At 66.8% G+C, this 16,263-nt stretch carries 18 protein-coding genes and 1 tRNA gene; 13 read left to right on the forward strand and 6 right to left on the reverse strand.

The annotated features are described in order from the left end of the window. The first annotated feature begins 189 nt into the window (after positions 1-189). On the forward strand, positions 190-726 hold the full coding sequence (locus ACWDUN_RS05890) for an HD domain-containing protein (RefSeq protein WP_005110615.1): 537 nt from the start codon (positions 190-192) through the stop codon (positions 724-726). A gap of 8 nt (positions 727-734) precedes the next feature. Here the strand turns inward: ACWDUN_RS05890 and ACWDUN_RS05895 are convergent, their stop codons facing one another. Then, a complete protein-coding gene (locus ACWDUN_RS05895; RefSeq protein WP_005110618.1) occupies positions 735-1,202 on the reverse strand; it encodes an NUDIX hydrolase in 468 nt (155 codons plus the stop codon). A 6-nt stretch (positions 1,203-1,208) separates the two neighbouring features. Continuing rightward, positions 1,209-2,009 carry a hypothetical protein gene (locus ACWDUN_RS05900; protein WP_011560562.1) on the reverse strand — a complete coding sequence of 267 codons (801 nt, stop codon included), beginning with the start codon at positions 2,007-2,009 and terminating at the stop codon, positions 1,209-1,211. Between the two features lie 253 nt (positions 2,010-2,262). Between ACWDUN_RS05900 and ACWDUN_RS05905 the strand changes: the two genes are divergently transcribed. The 4 genes from ACWDUN_RS05905 (at position 2,263) to ACWDUN_RS05920 (ending at position 7,491) form a co-directional block, all read left to right on the forward strand. Next, a complete protein-coding gene (locus ACWDUN_RS05905; RefSeq protein WP_011560561.1) occupies positions 2,263-2,607 on the forward strand; it encodes an SCO3933 family regulatory protein in 345 nt (114 codons plus the stop codon). A gap of 92 nt (positions 2,608-2,699) precedes the next feature. Continuing rightward, positions 2,700-4,145 carry an FtsK/SpoIIIE domain-containing protein gene (locus ACWDUN_RS05910; protein ID WP_011560560.1) on the forward strand — a complete coding sequence of 482 codons (1,446 nt, stop codon included), beginning with the start codon at positions 2,700-2,702 and terminating at the stop codon, positions 4,143-4,145. Positions 4,146-4,149: 4 nt separating this feature from the next. Continuing rightward, positions 4,150-5,655: a replication initiator gene (locus ACWDUN_RS05915; protein WP_079612974.1), complete on the forward strand. Its 1,506-nt coding sequence runs from the start codon at positions 4,150-4,152 to the stop codon at positions 5,653-5,655. Between the two features lie 189 nt (positions 5,656-5,844). Continuing rightward, positions 5,845-7,491, forward strand: coding sequence for a recombinase family protein (locus ACWDUN_RS05920; RefSeq protein ID WP_011560558.1), 1,647 nt, complete (start codon positions 5,845-5,847; stop codon positions 7,489-7,491). Here ACWDUN_RS05920 and ACWDUN_RS05925 read toward each other — a convergent pair. Beyond that, positions 7,473-7,558, reverse strand: a tRNA-Leu gene (locus ACWDUN_RS05925). The two genes, ACWDUN_RS05920 and ACWDUN_RS05925, sit on opposite strands and share 19 nt — an antisense overlap. A 117-nt stretch (positions 7,559-7,675) precedes the next feature. Here ACWDUN_RS05925 and ACWDUN_RS05930 point away from each other — a divergent pair. After that, on the forward strand, positions 7,676-9,031 hold the full coding sequence (locus ACWDUN_RS05930; RefSeq protein ID WP_449925731.1) for a M20/M25/M40 family metallo-hydrolase: 1,356 nt from the start codon (positions 7,676-7,678) through the stop codon (positions 9,029-9,031). A 17-nt stretch (positions 9,032-9,048) separates the two neighbouring features. Next, positions 9,049-9,582 (forward strand): YbhB/YbcL family Raf kinase inhibitor-like protein, encoded by a 534-nt coding sequence (locus tag ACWDUN_RS05935; RefSeq protein WP_449925733.1) that lies wholly within the window; start codon positions 9,049-9,051, stop codon positions 9,580-9,582. A 75-nt stretch (positions 9,583-9,657) separates the two neighbouring features. Here the strand turns inward: ACWDUN_RS05935 and ACWDUN_RS05940 are convergent, their stop codons facing one another. Genes ACWDUN_RS05940 through ACWDUN_RS05950 form a run of 3 tightly spaced genes read right to left on the reverse strand, consistent with a single transcriptional unit; the run spans position 9,658 to position 11,971 of the window. Continuing rightward, positions 9,658-10,722 carry a quinone-dependent dihydroorotate dehydrogenase gene (locus tag ACWDUN_RS05940; RefSeq protein ID WP_449926307.1) on the reverse strand — a complete coding sequence of 355 codons (1,065 nt, stop codon included), beginning with the start codon at positions 10,720-10,722 and terminating at the stop codon, positions 9,658-9,660. After that, entirely contained in the window at positions 10,722-10,964 is a 243-nt protein-coding gene (locus ACWDUN_RS05945; RefSeq protein ID WP_449925736.1) for a DUF5703 family protein, read from the reverse strand. Before ACWDUN_RS05945 ends, ACWDUN_RS05940 begins: the two co-directional genes overlap by 1 nt. Continuing rightward, entirely contained in the window at positions 10,961-11,971 is a 1,011-nt protein-coding gene (locus ACWDUN_RS05950; protein WP_449925738.1) for a hypothetical protein, read from the reverse strand. Before ACWDUN_RS05950 ends, ACWDUN_RS05945 begins: the two co-directional genes overlap by 4 nt. 108 nt (positions 11,972-12,079) lie before the next feature. On the opposite strand from ACWDUN_RS05950, the gene ACWDUN_RS05955 reads away from it, so the two are divergent. The 6 genes from ACWDUN_RS05955 to ACWDUN_RS05980 are packed head-to-tail and all read left to right on the forward strand — an operon-like array spanning position 12,080 to position 16,237. Next, positions 12,080-12,391 (forward strand): hypothetical protein, encoded by a 312-nt coding sequence (locus ACWDUN_RS05955; RefSeq protein WP_449925741.1) that lies wholly within the window; start codon positions 12,080-12,082, stop codon positions 12,389-12,391. A gap of 36 nt (positions 12,392-12,427) precedes the next feature. Then, the gene (locus tag ACWDUN_RS05960; protein ID WP_449926310.1) at positions 12,428-13,258 is read left to right on the forward strand and encodes an undecaprenyl-diphosphate phosphatase; all 831 of its coding nucleotides are present in this window, start codon (positions 12,428-12,430) and stop codon (positions 13,256-13,258) included. 25 nt (positions 13,259-13,283) lie between these two features. Next, the gene (locus ACWDUN_RS05965) at positions 13,284-13,985 is read left to right on the forward strand and encodes a histidine phosphatase family protein (protein WP_449925743.1); all 702 of its coding nucleotides are present in this window, start codon (positions 13,284-13,286) and stop codon (positions 13,983-13,985) included. Positions 13,986-14,016: 31 nt separating this feature from the next. Further along, positions 14,017-14,604 carry a DUF3090 domain-containing protein gene (locus tag ACWDUN_RS05970; RefSeq protein WP_449925746.1) on the forward strand — a complete coding sequence of 196 codons (588 nt, stop codon included), beginning with the start codon at positions 14,017-14,019 and terminating at the stop codon, positions 14,602-14,604. Next, positions 14,588-15,418, forward strand: a complete 831-nt coding sequence (locus ACWDUN_RS05975) for an SCO1664 family protein (protein ID WP_449925749.1) — start codon at positions 14,588-14,590, stop codon at positions 15,416-15,418. Before ACWDUN_RS05970 ends, ACWDUN_RS05975 begins: the two co-directional genes overlap by 17 nt. Before the next feature lie 51 nt (positions 15,419-15,469). Continuing rightward, positions 15,470-16,237 carry a 3'(2'),5'-bisphosphate nucleotidase CysQ gene (locus ACWDUN_RS05980; protein ID WP_449925751.1) on the forward strand — a complete coding sequence of 256 codons (768 nt, stop codon included), beginning with the start codon at positions 15,470-15,472 and terminating at the stop codon, positions 16,235-16,237. The last annotated feature ends 26 nt before the right edge of the window (positions 16,238-16,263 follow it).

The following is a 16,263-nucleotide window of genomic DNA, read 5'->3' on the forward strand; positions in this document are numbered from 1 at the left end:
TGCGTGGCGGCGGACGGAGGGCGGAGCGCAGGGAGCGGCGCGGACGGGAGCGCCAGCGGACGGGAGCAGAGCGAGCGTAGCGAAGCCTGCTGGTGGCCGCCGGTTCCTGCGGGTCGCGGGTGTCCAGGATCTGCGCCATCAGCCGCGACGGGGCTGCGGCATGGTGCTGGGGCTCGTAGGCTGGCGGCTGTGAGCGTAGTTTTGGCGCAGCGTGCACGGCGCGAGGCCGAGGCGCGGCTGGCTGAGCAGCCGCGGCGGTTGGCGCATGTCCGGGGGGTCGCGACGACTGCCGAGCGGTTGAGCCGGCGTTTCGATGCTCAAACGGCGGACTGTCTGGTCGCGGCGGGGTGGTTGCACGATATCGGTTACGCACCGTCGGTGCGCCGGACCGGTTTTCATCCCCTTGATGGAGCGGAGTTCGTGCGATCGGCGGGTTTCGGGGAGCTGGTCGCTTCCTTGGTGGCCTTTCATACCGGAGCGCACGCGGAGGCTGCCGAGCGGGGCTTGTCGGGTTTGTCCGCGTTCAGCGATCCGCCCAGCAATGTCCTTGATGCGTTGACTTTTTGCGATCTGACGACTGGACCTGACGGGGCGCCGATATCACCGCGAGATCGACTACGCGACGTGTTGGCGCGTTATGGATCCGAGGACCCGGTGCACCGGGCGGTCGACGCGGGCCGCGACGAATTGTTGGCGGCGGTCCGGCGAGTACGCGACTGGCTGTAGCCCAGCGGTCAGCCGAGGTAGGGGCTGTCGCGGCGTTGCAGGTAGTGCTCGACGCGCAGTCGCATCGACGGATGCATATCCAGGCCAGCGATGTCGTCGGGGGCAGTCCAGGCGATGTCGGTGCTTTCGTGGTCGATGGCGAGGGTCCCGCCGAGCACCGTGGTGGCGAACAGTAGCGAGAATTGTTGGCGCACTTCGCCATCGGTGAACGCGACCACGTGGTGGGGGTTGGTGTAGACACCGACCAGACCCGTGACTTCGACGTCGAGCCCGGTTTCTTCTTTGACTTCCCGCACGGCGGTGTCGGCGATGGTTTCGCCGATGTCGTGTCCGCCGCCGGGTAACGCCCACAGGGTGTTGTCGCGGCGTTTGATCAGCAGAATACGACCTTGTTCGTCGGTGACGATGGCCGAGGCGGACGGAACGACACTGTTGGGCGCCGGGGCGTTGGGGTCATTGTAGTAGTCGGTGCGCATCGGGGGTCAGCCTTTCGCGGTCAGCGGTCTGGCGCGGTTCCAGACCTGGGTGAAAGCGTCTTCGAGGGTGGTCCAGAGCCTTGGCTCATGGTGACGTGACAGAACCAGCACAGGGTTGTTGCGCCCGGGTGAGCCGTAGATGTGGAAGTTGACAATCATGGCGTCATCGACCCGAAAGATCGACGTGTAGAGCGCGGTGTCGTGGGTGCGAATGTCCAGCCCCGGGGTACAAGCGTGAGGGGCGAGCAACTCCACCGACGTGCGGCAGCGGGCGATGACAGCCTCGCCGATCCCTTCCTCCTCACCGCGCAAGATCGTGGTCGCAGTGTCGGGATCCCCGACGAGAAACCGCACCGACACACCGCGGGCGGCGGCGGCGAGCAGGGTGTCGAGGAATCCGTCGAGGGTGTCGAACAGGAACGTGGCCGCGAGCACGAGGATGTCGATGCCGGTGGTGGCGTCGGCGAAATGCTGCTGCCACGTCGTGATCGGCAGCTGAGTACGGCTGGCATACAGGGTCGCGGTGAATGGCCCACCCGCAGACGCTGTTGTCACTGCACGGGGGGTAGCGGCCGGGTACTGCTTGGGCCACAGGTCATGCGGAGTGCAGTCGAGCACCTCGCTGGCGCTGCGGGCGTTGTGTTCGCGAATTCTGTAGTCGCTATCGGCCAGCCAGCGTCGCACCGACTTGATATCGACACCCACCGCGGTGGCGAACCGCTGCGAGGACAGACCTTTGGCCTGTAGCCGCTGCGCGAGGCGATCGTTGGGAGTGATGGCGGCCTCGGTGCCGTCCTGCTCGTCCATCGTGTCAGCGCACATCTTCCCGTGTCGTCCGTATCCATCCTTCAGCGCGTGGTGTCTAGTTTGCCATGCGATTGCCGCCACCCTGCGGCGATAGTGTCGGTGTGATGTCCGTGGGTATGTCCGGCCGTGTCCGAAATGCCCGTGGATGTGTCGGAAATGTCGGCACATGTCTCTCGCAACGTCCGTGATGTCCACGTGAACTGAATCCAGCGCCGGACCGGCGTCAACATCTCACGAAAGGACTAGTAGGACAATGCGTTTGAGAATCGATACGTCTGGAACTCGTTTTATCGTCACCCGCGCTCCGGAGCCACGGCTGAACTTCGAAACCGGCGCCCCGAAAGTCGACACCGCCACCGGGATGCCGATGTACGCCACCCAGGTCCTCGCGCTGGATGACTCCGGCGGCGAAGTACTCAATGTCACCGTGGCAGGAGACCCCAAAGTTACAGTCACGCAGTCTATTTCGGTGGTTGGTCTGGTGGCCATCCCGTGGGCCCAAGGTGATCGCAGCGGGGTGGCGTTCCGCGCTGATGCCCTCACCCCCGCCACCGCCAGTGGTGCTGCGCCGAGTGAGCAGACACGCCCGCAGAAGTAACCCCAAGCGGGTGTGGGGTGCGGTGAACCGATCACCGCACCCCGCCACCCCGGGCATTGCTGTTGACCACACGCTCACGGAGGGCATCTCTCATGACATCGAACAATAAGAACACCACCAACAGTGGATCAGGCGATGACGACTGGTTCGGAGAACTGGTCATGTCGCTGTTCACCGCAGCCGGGTATGTGCTCTGGTGGGCGGTGCTGTTCCCGGCGATCAACGTGCCCATCATCGCCAGCCTCGTGCTTGCCATCAGCCACGGCCCACGCGTGGGCCTGATCTGCGCGATCGTGTGCAGTGCCGGGTATGCGGGCTGGGCCTGGCTCCAACCGGGGTCATTTCGCGCCTGGGTGACCGAACCGGTACGGCGGCGCTGGCTCACGTGGTCGCGCTACACCCGCACCTGGGAATCGACCTGCACCTTGCACGGCCTGACGGCCACACTCGGCGGCCGCACCCTCACTCCCACCCTGCGCACGGTGACAATCGGTAAAACCACCGATGTGCTGGCGGTGCGCATCGTCACCGGCCAGTCCGTGGCAGATTGGCATAAACAGTCCGACGCGCTGGCCGCCGCGTGGCGCGCCGACCGCATCAGCATCACCGCCACCTCGCCTGGCGAACTGCGCATCACTTTAATGCGGGCAGACGTGCTCGCTGAACCGATCGTCCTGCCCATGCCCGCCCCGGCAACCCCGGTGGACCTGGCGCTGGTGCGGGTCGGGATCACCGAAACGCGGCATTGGTGGCAAGTGCCGCTGCTCGGTCACCATGTGCTGATCGCCGGGGCAACCGGCGCAGGTAAAGGCTCAGTGCTGTGGTCGTTGATCGCCGGCATCGCCCCCGCGGTGAAGACCGGACTGGTGCGGTTATGTGTCATCGACCCCAAAGGTGGCATGGAACTCGGTGCCGGAGCACCCCTGTTCACCGTGTTCACCCACGACGCCACCGACACCACCCTGGAGCTGCTACGCCAGCTCGTCACGGTGATGCACGCCCGGGCGAATCGTCTGCGCGGCCACACCCGACTACACACTCCCACGACGTCGGAGCCGTTGTTCGTGGTAGTGATCGATGAAATCGCAGCACTGAGTGCGTATGTGACCGACCGCAAGGTCCGCACCGAAATCGAACAACTCCTGGGCCTCCTGCTCTCGCAAGGCCGCGCAGTCGGCATCAGCGTCGTCGCCGCGGTGCAAGACCCCGCCAAAGACACCCTGCCGTTAAGGCAGCTGTTCACGGTGCGGATCGGGTTGCGCCTGACTGAAGCCACCCAAACCACTATGGTCCTGGGACAGGGAGCACGCGATGCCGGCGCCGAATGTGACCGCATCCCCGACGCGACACCGGGTGTTGGCTACATGATGGTTGACGGCACCGCCTACGCCCAGCGGGTGCGGGCCTTCCACGTCACCGACCACGACATCACCGCGCTGGCCACTCGGTTCCGCCGACCCCCGAGCCGACCGAACAAGACCCACCATCCACACAACACCGATACCGGGCACACCGTGGGTGAGGGCAGCGGTGAATAGCTCCATGACATCGGCGCAGCTTGCCCTGCCGGGTGTTCCGGATACAGTTGATACCACCCGAGTGGTCGAGCAGATGGTGCGCCGGGCCGCGTCGATGGGATACCAATCCTGGTGGCGACGAGCAGAATCCGTCGGATTCTGCGCTCACCCCATCCAGCTGATCGGTACCGATGAGTACGGGCGTCAGCGGGTGGTGTGGACGCGGTGCAACAACCGTCGCGCCCACATTTGCCCGTCGTGTTCAGATCTCTACGCCCGCGACACCTGGCAACTCGTGCACGCCGGCGCTGCGGGAGGCCACCACGGCATGCCCACCGCGGTGGGCGATCATCCGCAAGTTTTCCTCACCCTGACTGCCCCCAGCTTCGGGGCCGTCCACACCGCCACGACGTCGGGGGACAAGAAAGCGCAGGTATGCCGAGACCAGCACCGGATCGGCGGCTACCGCCGCTGCCCGCATGGAAAACAATTGTGGTGCAGCATGTCCCATGATCATGGCGACGAGCGGGTCGGTCAGCCGCTCTGTCCGGAGTGCTACGACTATGCCGGGCATGTCCTGTTCGCCTGGCATCTTCCCGAACTGTGGCGACGCTTCACCATCACCATGCGGCGCACCCTCCGCAAAGAACTGAAAGCCACCGGTGTGGATCCGGATGCGGTGCGGGTGAGCTTCATCAAAATCGTCGAACTGCAAGCCCGCGCCATCCCACACATCCACGCCCTGATCCGCCTGGACCCCCAAGACGACCCCGATCAGACCGATTGGGAATCACCCATCGGTGCAGTCGAACTCGCCACCATCATCCAACACGCCGCCCGCACCGTCACGCTCACCATCGACGATCCGACCGCTGATACCGATGCGCGGACGATGCGTTTCGGCACACAGATCGACACCCAACCCCTCGCCGCATCCGCAAAACCAGTGAAAAGTGCTCCACCAGAACCAGAACCAGAACCAGAACCAGGGTCAGGCTCAGGACGGTCCATGTCTGGCCGGCTGGTGGCACGCTATCTCGCCAAGTATGTCACCAAATCCTTGGTAGACCTCGGAATCAGCGCGCGCCGCCTATCTACGGAAGCCATACCCGACCTGGACGTGTCAGAGCATGTGCGGACCATCCTGACCACCATCAGCGATCTCGCGGACAAAGGACTGTCCGGCATCGGGCGGTGGTTGCACACCCTCGGATTCCGCGGCCACATCACCAGCAAATCCCGCCGTTATTCCACTACCATGACCGTGCTGCGCGAACAGCGCGCCATTTGGACGCGTGAAGAACGCTTGAAAAGCACTGCATACCAATACGATCCCAACTGTGACTTCGCCGGTCGCGATGATCTGGTGGCGTGGGAGTTCGAACGTGCCGGCCTCGGCAGCCTCGGCGATCGCAGTCTCGTCTATTCCGCGGCCCTCCAACGCATCCACTCCCGCCTCATCGGACTGGTAGAAGCACGTCGCCAAGCCCACAACGAACAATGGGATCCGCTAGGGGCAAGCGATGGCTGAAAGATGCCCGACTACGACACATGCTCGCTCCGAGTGTGACGTTCGAGTCGATGCTCCGAACATGTCAGAGGGAGGTGTTGAAATTGACCTGCCGAACCGGTATCGGCTCCCGCGCGAGGCCAACCGCGCGCTGGTAAACGTCATACTGGCTATGCGGGACCGGACGCCTAGATCAGGGAGGGGAGTGGCATGAGCCTCAGGTTCGCCTTCTATGGCCGAGTGAGTACCGAGGACGCCCAAGATCCGGAGGCGAGCCGCAGCTGGCAGAAACGTCGTGCCATCGATCTGATCAGTCCGCATGGCGGCGTCCTCGCCGCCGACTACTTCGATATAGGCCAGAGCCGGTCGCTTCCCTGGAAACGCAGGCCGGAGGCTTCACGTCTGCTCGCAGATGTCACTTCTCGTGGCCGTGGCTTCGATGCCGTCGTGATCGGGGAACCTGCTCGCGCGTTCTACGGACCGCAATTTGCGCTCACCTTCCCGGTGCTCACGCACTACGGGGTCGGCCTATGGGTGCCTGAAGTTGGCGGAGCGGTTGATCCCGGATCCGAGGCACACGACCTCGTGATGACGCTCTTTGGCGGAATGAGCAAGGGAGAACGTGCGCGAATCCAGATGCGCGTGCGTACCGCGATGTCGGCACTCGCGCAGGACACAACCAGATACCTCGGCGGTCGCCCACCGTACGGTTATCAACTCGTCGATGCCGGCCCGCACCCAAACCCCGCCAAGGCAAGTCTTGGGCAGCGTCTTCACCGCCTGGAGCCTGACCCCGAGACCGCCCCGACCGTCGAGCGGATCTATCGCATGTATGCCGATGGTGCTGGCTTGCGCTTCATCGCACAGCAGCTCACCGACGATGGAGTGCCATCACCGAGCCAATACGACCCGGCACGGAACCGGCATCGTGACCCACGTGGATGGTCCCATTCGGCGATCCGCGCCATTCTCGACAACCCTGCGTACCGCGGTATCCGTGTCTGGGGCAAGCAGGAGAAGTATGAGGTCCTTTTGAACCCCGATGATGTCGCCGCGGGATATGAGACTCGCATGCGGTGGCGCGATCGGGCCGACTGGATCGCACCCGATCGACGCACGCACGAAGAGCTGATCCCTGATGAGCTGGCGCAGGCTGTTCGTCTCCGGATGCAGGCGCGGCGTGGTCCCGGTCGCGTGTGCAGCAGAGAATCGACAGTGCCGTATGCGCTGCGTGGGCTGCTGTTCTGCGCCGCATGTGGACGGCGAATGCAGGGCGCCGCCCGGCCGGGGAAGCAAACAACGCGGATCCTCTACCGTTGTGAGTTCGGCAAGTCACGTTCTGTACCTGTGGACCTGAGTGATCATCCGCGCACCGTCTATCTCCGCGAAGACGCAGTGACAGCGCGACTCGACGAATGGATCGCCACTCTGGCCGATCCAGAAGACCTCGCACGCGGGCAAGACGTGGACCCGGCGGCCGGACCTGGCTACGCCGCCTTGCAGCGCCAGCTGAGCGAGGCGAATGCCAAAGTGGCTGCCTTGATCACCGCCGTGGAGTCTGGCGTGGCCGTTGAGGATCTAACTGCTGCGTTGCGTCAACGTACCGCCGAGCGCGACGAGCTGAGGGCACGCGTTGAGCGAGTGGAGCGGCCCCGCGCCATGTGTGCCGCCGAGATCAGTGAGTTAGTTAAGGAGTTAGGCGGACTGTCGGTCATCCTCGGCGCGGCAACCGGAGCTGAGCGCGCCGAGGTGTACGCAAGCTTGGGCCTGCGTCTCGACTACGACCCGCATCTTCGGCGAGTCACGGCGACTGCCGACCTGAGTCGTGTCGCCGGATGTGTCCGAGGGGGGACTTGAACCCCCACGCCCGTTAATAGGGCACTAGCACCTCAAGCTAGCGCGTCTGCCATTCCGCCACTCGGACAATTCTCCGCGCCGTCGGCAAGGAGCGACTAAGGCTAACGGATAGGGGCGGTCGGACCCAAACCCGGCGGCCCGCAGCACGGTGCACCGGCCCGAAACGCCCGGTCCGATGGTACGAATGGACACTGTGACCCAGTCTTCCGCGGCCGGCGTGACCGCTGTCGACGAGGTGGTGGACCTCGTCAGCACGCTGATCAGATTCGACACGTCGAACACCGGTGATCCGGCGACCCTCAAAGGTGAGGCGGACTGTGCGCAGTGGGTCGGTGACCGACTGCGCGAGGTCGGGTACACCTGCGAGTACGTCGAGGCCGGCGCACCGGGCCGGGGCAACCTCATCACGCGGCTGCCGGGCGCCGATCCGGACCGCGGTGCGCTGCTCATCCACGGTCATCTCGATGTCGTCCCGGCCGAGCCGGCCGACTGGAGTGTGCATCCGTTCTCCGGCGCGGTGAAGGACGGTTACGTGTGGGGCCGTGGCGCGGTCGACATGAAGGACATGGTCGGCATGATGATCGCCGTGGCGCGGCACTTCAAACGCGCGAACATCGTGCCGCCGCGTGATCTCGTGTTCGCCTTCGTCTCCGACGAGGAACATGGTGGCACCTTCGGCGCGCAATGGCTCGTCGACCACCGGCCCGATCTGTTCACCGGCGTCACCGAGGCCATCGGCGAGGTCGGCGGGTTCTCCCTCACGGTTCCCACCCGCGACGGGGGAGAGCGCCGGCTCTACCTCGTGGAGTCCGCGGAGAAGGGCATCGCCTGGATGCGGCTCTCGGCGCGGGGCCGCGCCGGGCACGGGTCGATGGTGCACCAGGACAACGCGGTGACCGCGGTGTCCGAGGCGGTGGCCAAGCTTGGCAGGCATGAGTTCCCGCTGGTGCTGAGCGAACCGGTCGCGCAGTTCCTGCAGGCGGTGGCCGAGGAGACCGGTTACGAGTTCGATATCGACTCACCCGATCTGGAGGGCAGCATCGCCAAACTCGGTGGTATCGCCCGGATCATCGGGGCCACGCTGCGCGATACCGCCAATCCGACCATGCTGAAGGCCGGTTACAAGGCCAACGTCATTCCCGCCACGGCTGAGGCGGTGATCGACTGCCGGGTGCTGCCGGGGCGGCGGGAGGCCTTCGAACGTGAGGTCGCCGCGCTCATCGGCCCCGATGTGCAATGGACCTGGGAGCGTGACCTGCCCTCGGTGCAGACCACCTTCGACGGCGACCTGGTCGACGCCATGAACGCCGCGCTGCTGGCCGTCGATCCCGACGCCCGCATCGTGCCCTACATGCTGTCCGGAGGCACGGATGCGAAAGCGTTCTCGCGCTTGGGCATTCGGTGTTTCGGCTTCGCTCCGCTGCGGTTGCCGGCGGACCTCGATTTCGCCGCGCTGTTCCACGGTGTCGACGAACGGGTACCCGTGGACGCACTACAGTTCGGCACCGAGGTGCTCGAACACTTCCTGACCAACTGCTGACCGACGAGAAGGGCGATATGACCTCCACATCCGTAGATCCGTACGCCAACCTGCCGAAGCTGCCGACCTTCGAGCTGACCTCCGAGTCGTTCGCCGACGGTCAGCCCGCCGGCAACGATCTGGTCAGCGGCATCATGGGGGCCGGCGGCTCCGATATCTCGCCGCAGCTGAGCTGGTCCGGTTTCCCGGCCGAGACCCGCAGCTTCGCGGTGACCGTGTACGACCCCGACGCCCCCACGCTGTCCGGGTTCTGGCACTGGGCGGTGGCCGACGTGCCCGCGTCGGTGACGTCACTGCCCGCCGACGCCGGTAACGGGGATCCGCTGCCCGGGGGCGCGGTGACGCTGGCCAACGACGCCTCCGCCAAGCGGTTCATCGGTGCCGCCCCGCCGGCCGGACACGGCCCGCACCGCTACTACGTCGCCGTGCATGCGCTGCCCGTCGAGTCGCTCGGTCTGCCCGACGGGGCTACGCCGGCCTATCTCGGTTTCAACCTGTTCGGTCAGGCGATCGCACGGGCCGTCATCCACTTCACCTACGAGCAGAAGTAGTCGACGCCTCTGGCGCGAGCGGCCCGAGAGTGCTCGCCGGCACGGCGTGTCGACGTACCGCCACGGCCGCTCGCGTCAGAAGGTGTAAGCGCTTCCGACTGCCTCCGACAGCGAGGCGAATCCGCCCTCGCGCAGGCGGCGGGCGATGCCGTCGTGGATCTGTTTGGCCCACAGGCCGCCGCTGTAGATGAAGCCGGTGTAGCCCTGCAGCAGCGTGGCACCGTTGATAATCCGCTCCCAGGCGTCGTCGGCGGTCTCGATACCGCCGACGCTGACCAATACCAGTCGGTCGCCGACCCGCTCGTAGAGCCGGCGCAGCACCTCCAGCGAGCGCCGCGCCACCGGTGCCCCGGAGACGCCGCCGGCGCCCAGCGCCTCGACATCGGGTGTCCGCAGTCCCGCCCGGGACACCGTGGTGTTGGTCGCGACGATGCCCGCCAGCCCCAATTCGACCGCAAGGTCGGCGATATCGTCGATATCGGAGTCCGAGAGGTCCGGGGCGATCTTCACCAGCACCGGCACCGTGGCGACCTCGCGGACCGCCGCCAGGATCGGCCGCAGCGACTCGACGGCCTGCAGGTCGCGCAGCCCCGGCGTGTTCGGGGAACTGACGTTGACCACCAGATACGACGCCATCGAACCCACCAACCGGGCGCTGGTGACGTAATCGTCGACGGCGGCCTCGGCCGGGGTCACCTTCGTCTTGCCGATGTTCACCCCGATGGGCACGTCGGCGGTGTGGCGGCTCAGTTGCCGCGCCAGCGCCGCGGCACCGTGGTTGTTGAAGCCCATCCGGTTGAGCAGCCCACGGTCAGCGGGCAGCCGGAACATGCGTGGTCGGGGATTGCCGGGTTGGGCCTGGGCGGTCACCGTGCCGACCTCGGCGTAGCCGAAACCCAGCGCGCCCCACGTGCGTAGCCCGTGCCCGTCCTTGTCGAAACCGGCGGCCAACCCCAGCGGGCCGGGGAAGCGCACGCCCCAGACGGTGTTGGCCAGGATCGGATCGGCGGGAGCCAGTCGGCGCGCCAGCGACCGCCGGCTCGGGCCGGCCGCGGTCGCCAACCGCAGGACCGCGAAGACGAAGGTGTGGATGCGTTCCGGAGCGACGAGGAAGAACCCGCGCCGCAACAGCTGATAGATCACAGTGCGGGCTGCTCGCCGAGCATGGTCTTCTTCCTGCGCAGCAGTACGCGACGGCTGCCATCGGTGTAGAGCCGGACCCGGGTGAGTTCCCAACCGCGGTACTGCGCCTCGATGGACAGCCGCACCGAGGCCGACAGTCGGGTCACATCGGGCGGGAGCCGCAGCGGCACCCATTCGTACTCATCGGACAGGTCGCCGGCCCAACCATCGGGCATACGTCCGCGCTGAACTGTCGTCACCGTGTGGCCCCCCTGATCGTCTGCACCCCCGTGCCGGACCCGGACACCACGAACAGCGTGTCGGTGGCGTCGTCGAAGGCCAGGGTGTCGGGTTGCTGCACGGTCCTATAACGCACCTTCTCGACGGGTATTCCGGTGGCCAGATCGTAACCAACGACGGTGTTGGTCGCGGTCTGTGACACCCAGGCCAACTCGGATGAGCCCGTGACCCCGTACGGCGAGTCGTGCACGGGGTAGCGCTGGCGCAGGATCAGCGGTTCGGTGCCGTAGACCAGCAGGCCGCCCCCGCGGGTGTCGACGACCAGCACCCGGCCGGCGGGGTCGACGGCCATCGAGGTGGCACCCTCACCGGCGCGCAGGGCCTGCTCGGCGGTGGTGCCGTCCTGGTCGATCTCGGTGACCGAGGTCTGCCCGCGATCCAGCACGACCACCGAATCGTGGTGAGTGACAAGGGCATCGACCCGCGCGAAGTGTTCGAGGGTGGCGGCGACACCGGATTCGGCGTTCAGGGTGTAGACGGCGCCGTCGGCGCTGCCGAGCACCAACTGACCGTCGGCATAGCGTGCGATGGCGGTGAAGTCGGTATCGGGATGCCCCTCGACGGGCACCTCGGTCACCGCTCCGCCGGCGATGTCGACCCGCAGATACCCGCCGCGCGTTGCCAGCATCGCCGTCCCGGCCCCGTCGGTGATCAGCGCGGTCGCCTCCGACGGCAGGGTCACCGTCCGCGGCGGCCCGTCGGTCGGCAGCACGGTGAGCCGGTCGGCCGGGCCGAGGACAGCCAGGGCAGCGGTACTGATATCGAAGCTCGCCGCGATACCGGGTCCCGGCAGCGGCGTGACGACACCCTCGGGCTCGGCGCTGACCGGTGGTGATGCCACCGGCGTGGCGACCGGGATGGTCGGTGGTGGCGAATCCACCAACGATGATGAGCACCCCGAAGCGAGGGCCGCGGCCAGGGTCAATATCAGGGTTCTACGGACCCAGAATGCGGATTTCGTATTCAAAGGCCCTGAAAACTCCTGATTCCGTATCTGCGGTGTTTCCGCTTTCAAACTTTGCGCAAAGTTCGTGAGAACGAACTTAATCGTCAGTTTCTGGGTATGGTGCGAGCTATGGCACTCGCGCCGGAAACCGAACTGTCCGAACAAGAGTTTGCCATCGAGCACATCTCCACCGGTGTGCACGCGAGCGGTTTCGGCACGCTCGGCGATGGCCGCAGCTTCTCCTTTCACGTCGAGGACCGCTCAAGCCTGGTCGTCGAGGTGTACCGGCCGCGGTTGAGCGGTCCCGTTCCGCAGGACGAGGACATCGTTGCCAGGACGACCCGCAGCCTGACCGATATCGACGTGACCGATGAGCGCAGCGTAGCCGCCACCGTGCGGGACGCCGTCGCCGGAGCGGAGCCGGTGCGCACGGCGCGCTGACTTTCCCGCCACGGTACGGTCGTCCGCGTGGCTGAGATGTCGTGGTTGCAGGTCGTCGTGCTTGCGGTGGTCCAGGGCCTGACGGAATTCCTGCCGGTGTCGTCCTCCGGTCACCTCGCGATCGTCTCGGAGGCCTTCTTCGGCGGCGACGCCGGCGCTTCGTTCACCGCCGTGGTGCAGATCGGCACCGAGGTGGCGGTTCTGCTCTACTTCGCCCGCGATATCGGCCGCATCCTGGGGGCCTGGTTCGGCGGCCTGCGCAACCCCGACCGGCGCACCCCGGACTACTGGCTGGGCTGGTGGGTGATCATCGGCACCATCCCGATCGGGGTGTTCGGCTTCACCCTGCAGCACTTCATCCGCGATGACATCCGCAACCTGTGGATCATCGCCTCGGCGCTCATCGTGTTCTCGTTCGTCATCGCCGCCGCGGAGTACCTGGGCAAGCAGACCCGCGCCATCGAGCAGTTCACCTGGCGCGACAGCCTCATCATCGGCTCGGCGCAGGCGCTGGCCCTCATCCCGGGCGTGTCACGGTCCGGCGTCACCATCAGCGCCGGTTTGTTCCTCGGCCAGAAGCGGGCGGCCGCCGCGCGATTCGGCTTCCTGCTGGCAATCCCCGCGGTGCTGGGCTCGGGGCTGTATGAACTGCGGCACGTCTTCGACCCGGGGACCACCGGCATGAGCGCGACCGTTCCCCAGATCGTGCTCGGCACGCTGGTCGCCTTCGTGATCGGCTATGCCGCGGTCGCCTGGTTCCTGAAATTCCTGGTCAACCACAGCATGTACTGGTTCGTCGGCTACCGGATCATCCTGGGCACGCTGGTGTTGGTGCTGCTGGCCACCGGCGTCCTGGCGGCGCAGTGATATCGCCCACCCGAGGAGGCCGCGCGTGACCGTGATCCTGCTGCGGCACGGCCGCTCGACCTCGAACACCGCGCACACCCTGGCCGGCCGCTCCGAGGGCGTCGACCTGGACGACAAGGGCCGCGAGCAGGCCCTGGCCGTGGTGAGCCGGATCGGCGGGCTGCCGGTCAAGGCGATCGTGCGCTCGCCGCTGCTGCGCTGCGCCAGCACGGTGGCGCCACTGGCGGCGGCGCTGAGGATCGAGCCGATCATCGAGGACCGCATCATCGAGGTCGACTACGGCTCCTGGACCGGGCGCAAGATCGGCGAACTGTTCTCCGAACCGCTGTGGAAGGTGGTCCAGGCCCAACCCAGTGCGGCCGTCTTCCCCGAGGGCGAGGGCCTGGCGCAGGTGCAGGCGCGGGCCGTCGCGGCGATCCGCGAGCACGACCGGCGGCTGGCCGCAGAGCACGGCGGCGACGCGCTGTGGGTGGCATGCACGCACGGTGATGTCATCAAGTCGGTCCTGGCCGACGCGCTGGGCACCCACCTGGACAGCTTCCAGCGCATCACCGCCGACCCCGCGTCGATGAGCGTCATCCGTTACACCGACACCCGACCGTTCGTGCTGCACGTCAACCACACCGGTGACGGATTGACCGCCGGGTTGATCGTCAAGCCCGAGGGGAAGTCTGATGGGCAGGCCGCACCCGCCGGGGACGCGGTGGTCGGTGGCTCGACCGATTGAACCGACCGATACCGGTATTTTGAAAGGTGCCATGGCCCGCGCAATTCACGTCTTCCGCTCACCCGACCGCTTCGTGGCCGGGACCGTCGGGCAGCCCGGGAACCGCACGTTCTACCTGCAGGCCGTGCACGACAAGCGGGTGGTCTCGGTGATGCTGGAGAAGCAGCAGGTCGCCGTGCTCGCCGAACGCATCGCCGCGCTGCTGGTGGAGATCAACCGCCGGTTCGGCACCCCGATCCCGCCCGACACCGGCGAGGTCGGTGATCTGCATCCCCTGGAGATGCCCGTCGACGCGGAGTTCCGGGTGGGCACCATGGGTCTGGGGTGGGATTCGGAGGCACAGACCGTCGTCGTCGAACTGCTGGCCGTCTCGGACACCGAGTTCGACGCCTCGGTGGTGCTCGATGACGCCGAGGACGGACCCGACGCCGTCCGGGTGTTCCTGACCCCGGAGTCGGCCCGCGAGTTCGCGACACGGTCCAACCGCGTCATCTCGGCCGGCCGGCCGCCGTGTCCACTGTGTGACGAACCGCTCGACCCGGAGGGCCACATCTGTGTGCGCACCAACGGTTATCGGCGTGGGGCCTTCGGTGGGACAGACGATGAACCGCCCTTCTGAGGATTCCGTCGAGCATGTGTTGAGCGCGGGCACGCTGAGCGTGATCGGCCGGATCCGCTCGGCCAGCAACGCGACCTTCCTGTGCGAGGCCGAACTGGGCGAGCACCGCGCCCACTGCGTGTACAAGCCGGTCGCCGGTGAGGCGCCGCTGTGGGACTTCCCGGACGGGACGCTGGCCGGCCGGGAACGTGCCGCCTTCCTCGTATCGGCGGCGCTGGGTTGGGATGTCGTGCCGCACACCATCATTCGGGATGGGCCCGCGGGCCCGGGGATGGTGCAGCTGTGGGTCGACCAGCCCGGCGACGGGCTGACCGACACCCCGCCCGTCGAAGACGGCACCCTGGATCTGGTGGACCTGGTGCCCGCCGGCCGGGTGCCCGCCGGGTATCTGGCCATCCTGCAGGCCTATGACCAGGCCGGTGACGCGGTCACCCTGGTGCATGCCGACGACGATCGGCTGCGCCGGATGGCCGTGTTCGACGTGTTGGTCAACAACGCCGACCGCAAGGGTGGCCACATCCTGGCCGGGGTGGACGGCCGGGTGCGCGGTGTCGACCACGGCGTCACATTGCACACCGAGGACAAGCTGCGCACCGTCCTGTGGGGGTGGGCGGGCAAGCCCGTCGACGATGAACTGCTGGGGGCGATCGACAAGCTGAGCGCCGATCTGCGCGACGGGCTCGGTGACCGGTTGCGCGAACACCTGACAGGCTCCGAGGTGGCCGCGCTGAAGGCCAGAGCTCTTGCGCTGCTTGATGATCCGGTGATGCCATCACCCGACCGGCATCGTCCGATCCCGTGGCCGGCGTTCTAGCGGCCCGGACCGAACGTCCGTGGCGCCCATCGCCACGCAATACTGGTGGGTGTGAATTTCGCTGAGCAGTCCGACGCCGCAGTGGCCGCGCAGGTGGCCGCCGAGGCCGGCGAGCTGCTGCTGGCCGTCCGGGAAGAGGTCGGCTTCTACGACTCCTATGACCTGGGCGATGCCGGTGACCGGCGGGCGAACACCCTGATCCTCAAACGCCTGGCCGAACTGCGCCCCGGTGATGCGGTGCTCTCCGAGGAGGCCGTCGACGACCTGTCCCGGGTGCACGCCGACCGCGTCTGGATCGTCGACCCGGTGGACGGCACCCGGGAGTTCTCCATGCCCGGGCACGCCGACTGGGCGGTGCACATCGCGCTGTGGCAGCGCACCAGCGATGAGGGGTCGATCACCGATGCCGCCGTCGCGCTGCCGGCGGTGGGCCAGGTGTACCGCACCGACACGGTGACACCGCCGCCCCCACGCCGCGACGGACCCATCCGCGTGACGGCCAGCACCTACCGTCCGCCGGCGGTGCTGTGGTGGCTGCGCGAGCAGATGGACATCGAGGTGGTGCGCATCGGTTCGGCAGGCGCCAAGGCGATGGCCGTGGTGCGCGGTGATGTGGACGCCTACATCCACGCCGGTGGCCAATGGGAGTGGGACTCGGCCGCTCCCGCCGGGGTGGTGCAGGCGGCCGGGCTGCACGCCACGCGACTCGGTGGAGCCCCGTTGCTCTACAACCGCCGCGACCCGTATCTGCCCGATCTGCTGATGTGCCGGCCCGAACTGGCGCCGGTCCTGCTCGAGACCATCCGCTCGGCGTTCTGAGTCGGGAATGAACCAGCCGCCGAACG

It is taken from the genome of Mycobacterium sp. NPDC003323, assembly GCF_053589535.1.

Excerpts from the sequence above, each read along its gene's own strand:
- ACWDUN_RS05895 (WP_005110618.1), bottom strand. The coding sequence starts at position 1,202 with ATGCGCACCGACTACTACAATGACCCCAACGCCCCGGCGCCCAACAGT.
- ACWDUN_RS05900 (WP_011560562.1), bottom strand. The coding sequence starts at position 2,009 with ATGGACGAGCAGGACGGCACCGAGGCCGCCATCACTCCCAACGATCGC.
- ACWDUN_RS05905 (WP_011560561.1), top strand. The coding sequence starts at position 2,263 with ATGCGTTTGAGAATCGATACGTCTGGAACTCGTTTTATCGTCACCCGC.
- ACWDUN_RS05910 (WP_011560560.1), top strand. The coding sequence starts at position 2,700 with ATGACATCGAACAATAAGAACACCACCAACAGTGGATCAGGCGATGAC.
- ACWDUN_RS05915 (WP_079612974.1), top strand. The coding sequence starts at position 4,150 with ATGACATCGGCGCAGCTTGCCCTGCCGGGTGTTCCGGATACAGTTGAT.
- ACWDUN_RS05920 (WP_011560558.1), top strand. The coding sequence starts at position 5,845 with ATGAGCCTCAGGTTCGCCTTCTATGGCCGAGTGAGTACCGAGGACGCC.
- ACWDUN_RS05930 (WP_449925731.1), top strand. The coding sequence starts at position 7,676 with ATGGACACTGTGACCCAGTCTTCCGCGGCCGGCGTGACCGCTGTCGAC.
- ACWDUN_RS05935 (WP_449925733.1), top strand. The coding sequence starts at position 9,049 with ATGACCTCCACATCCGTAGATCCGTACGCCAACCTGCCGAAGCTGCCG.
- ACWDUN_RS05955 (WP_449925741.1), top strand. The coding sequence starts at position 12,080 with ATGGCACTCGCGCCGGAAACCGAACTGTCCGAACAAGAGTTTGCCATC.
- ACWDUN_RS05960 (WP_449926310.1), top strand. The coding sequence starts at position 12,428 with ATGTCGTGGTTGCAGGTCGTCGTGCTTGCGGTGGTCCAGGGCCTGACG.
- ACWDUN_RS05970 (WP_449925746.1), top strand. The coding sequence starts at position 14,017 with ATGGCCCGCGCAATTCACGTCTTCCGCTCACCCGACCGCTTCGTGGCC.
- ACWDUN_RS05975 (WP_449925749.1), top strand. The coding sequence starts at position 14,588 with ATGAACCGCCCTTCTGAGGATTCCGTCGAGCATGTGTTGAGCGCGGGC.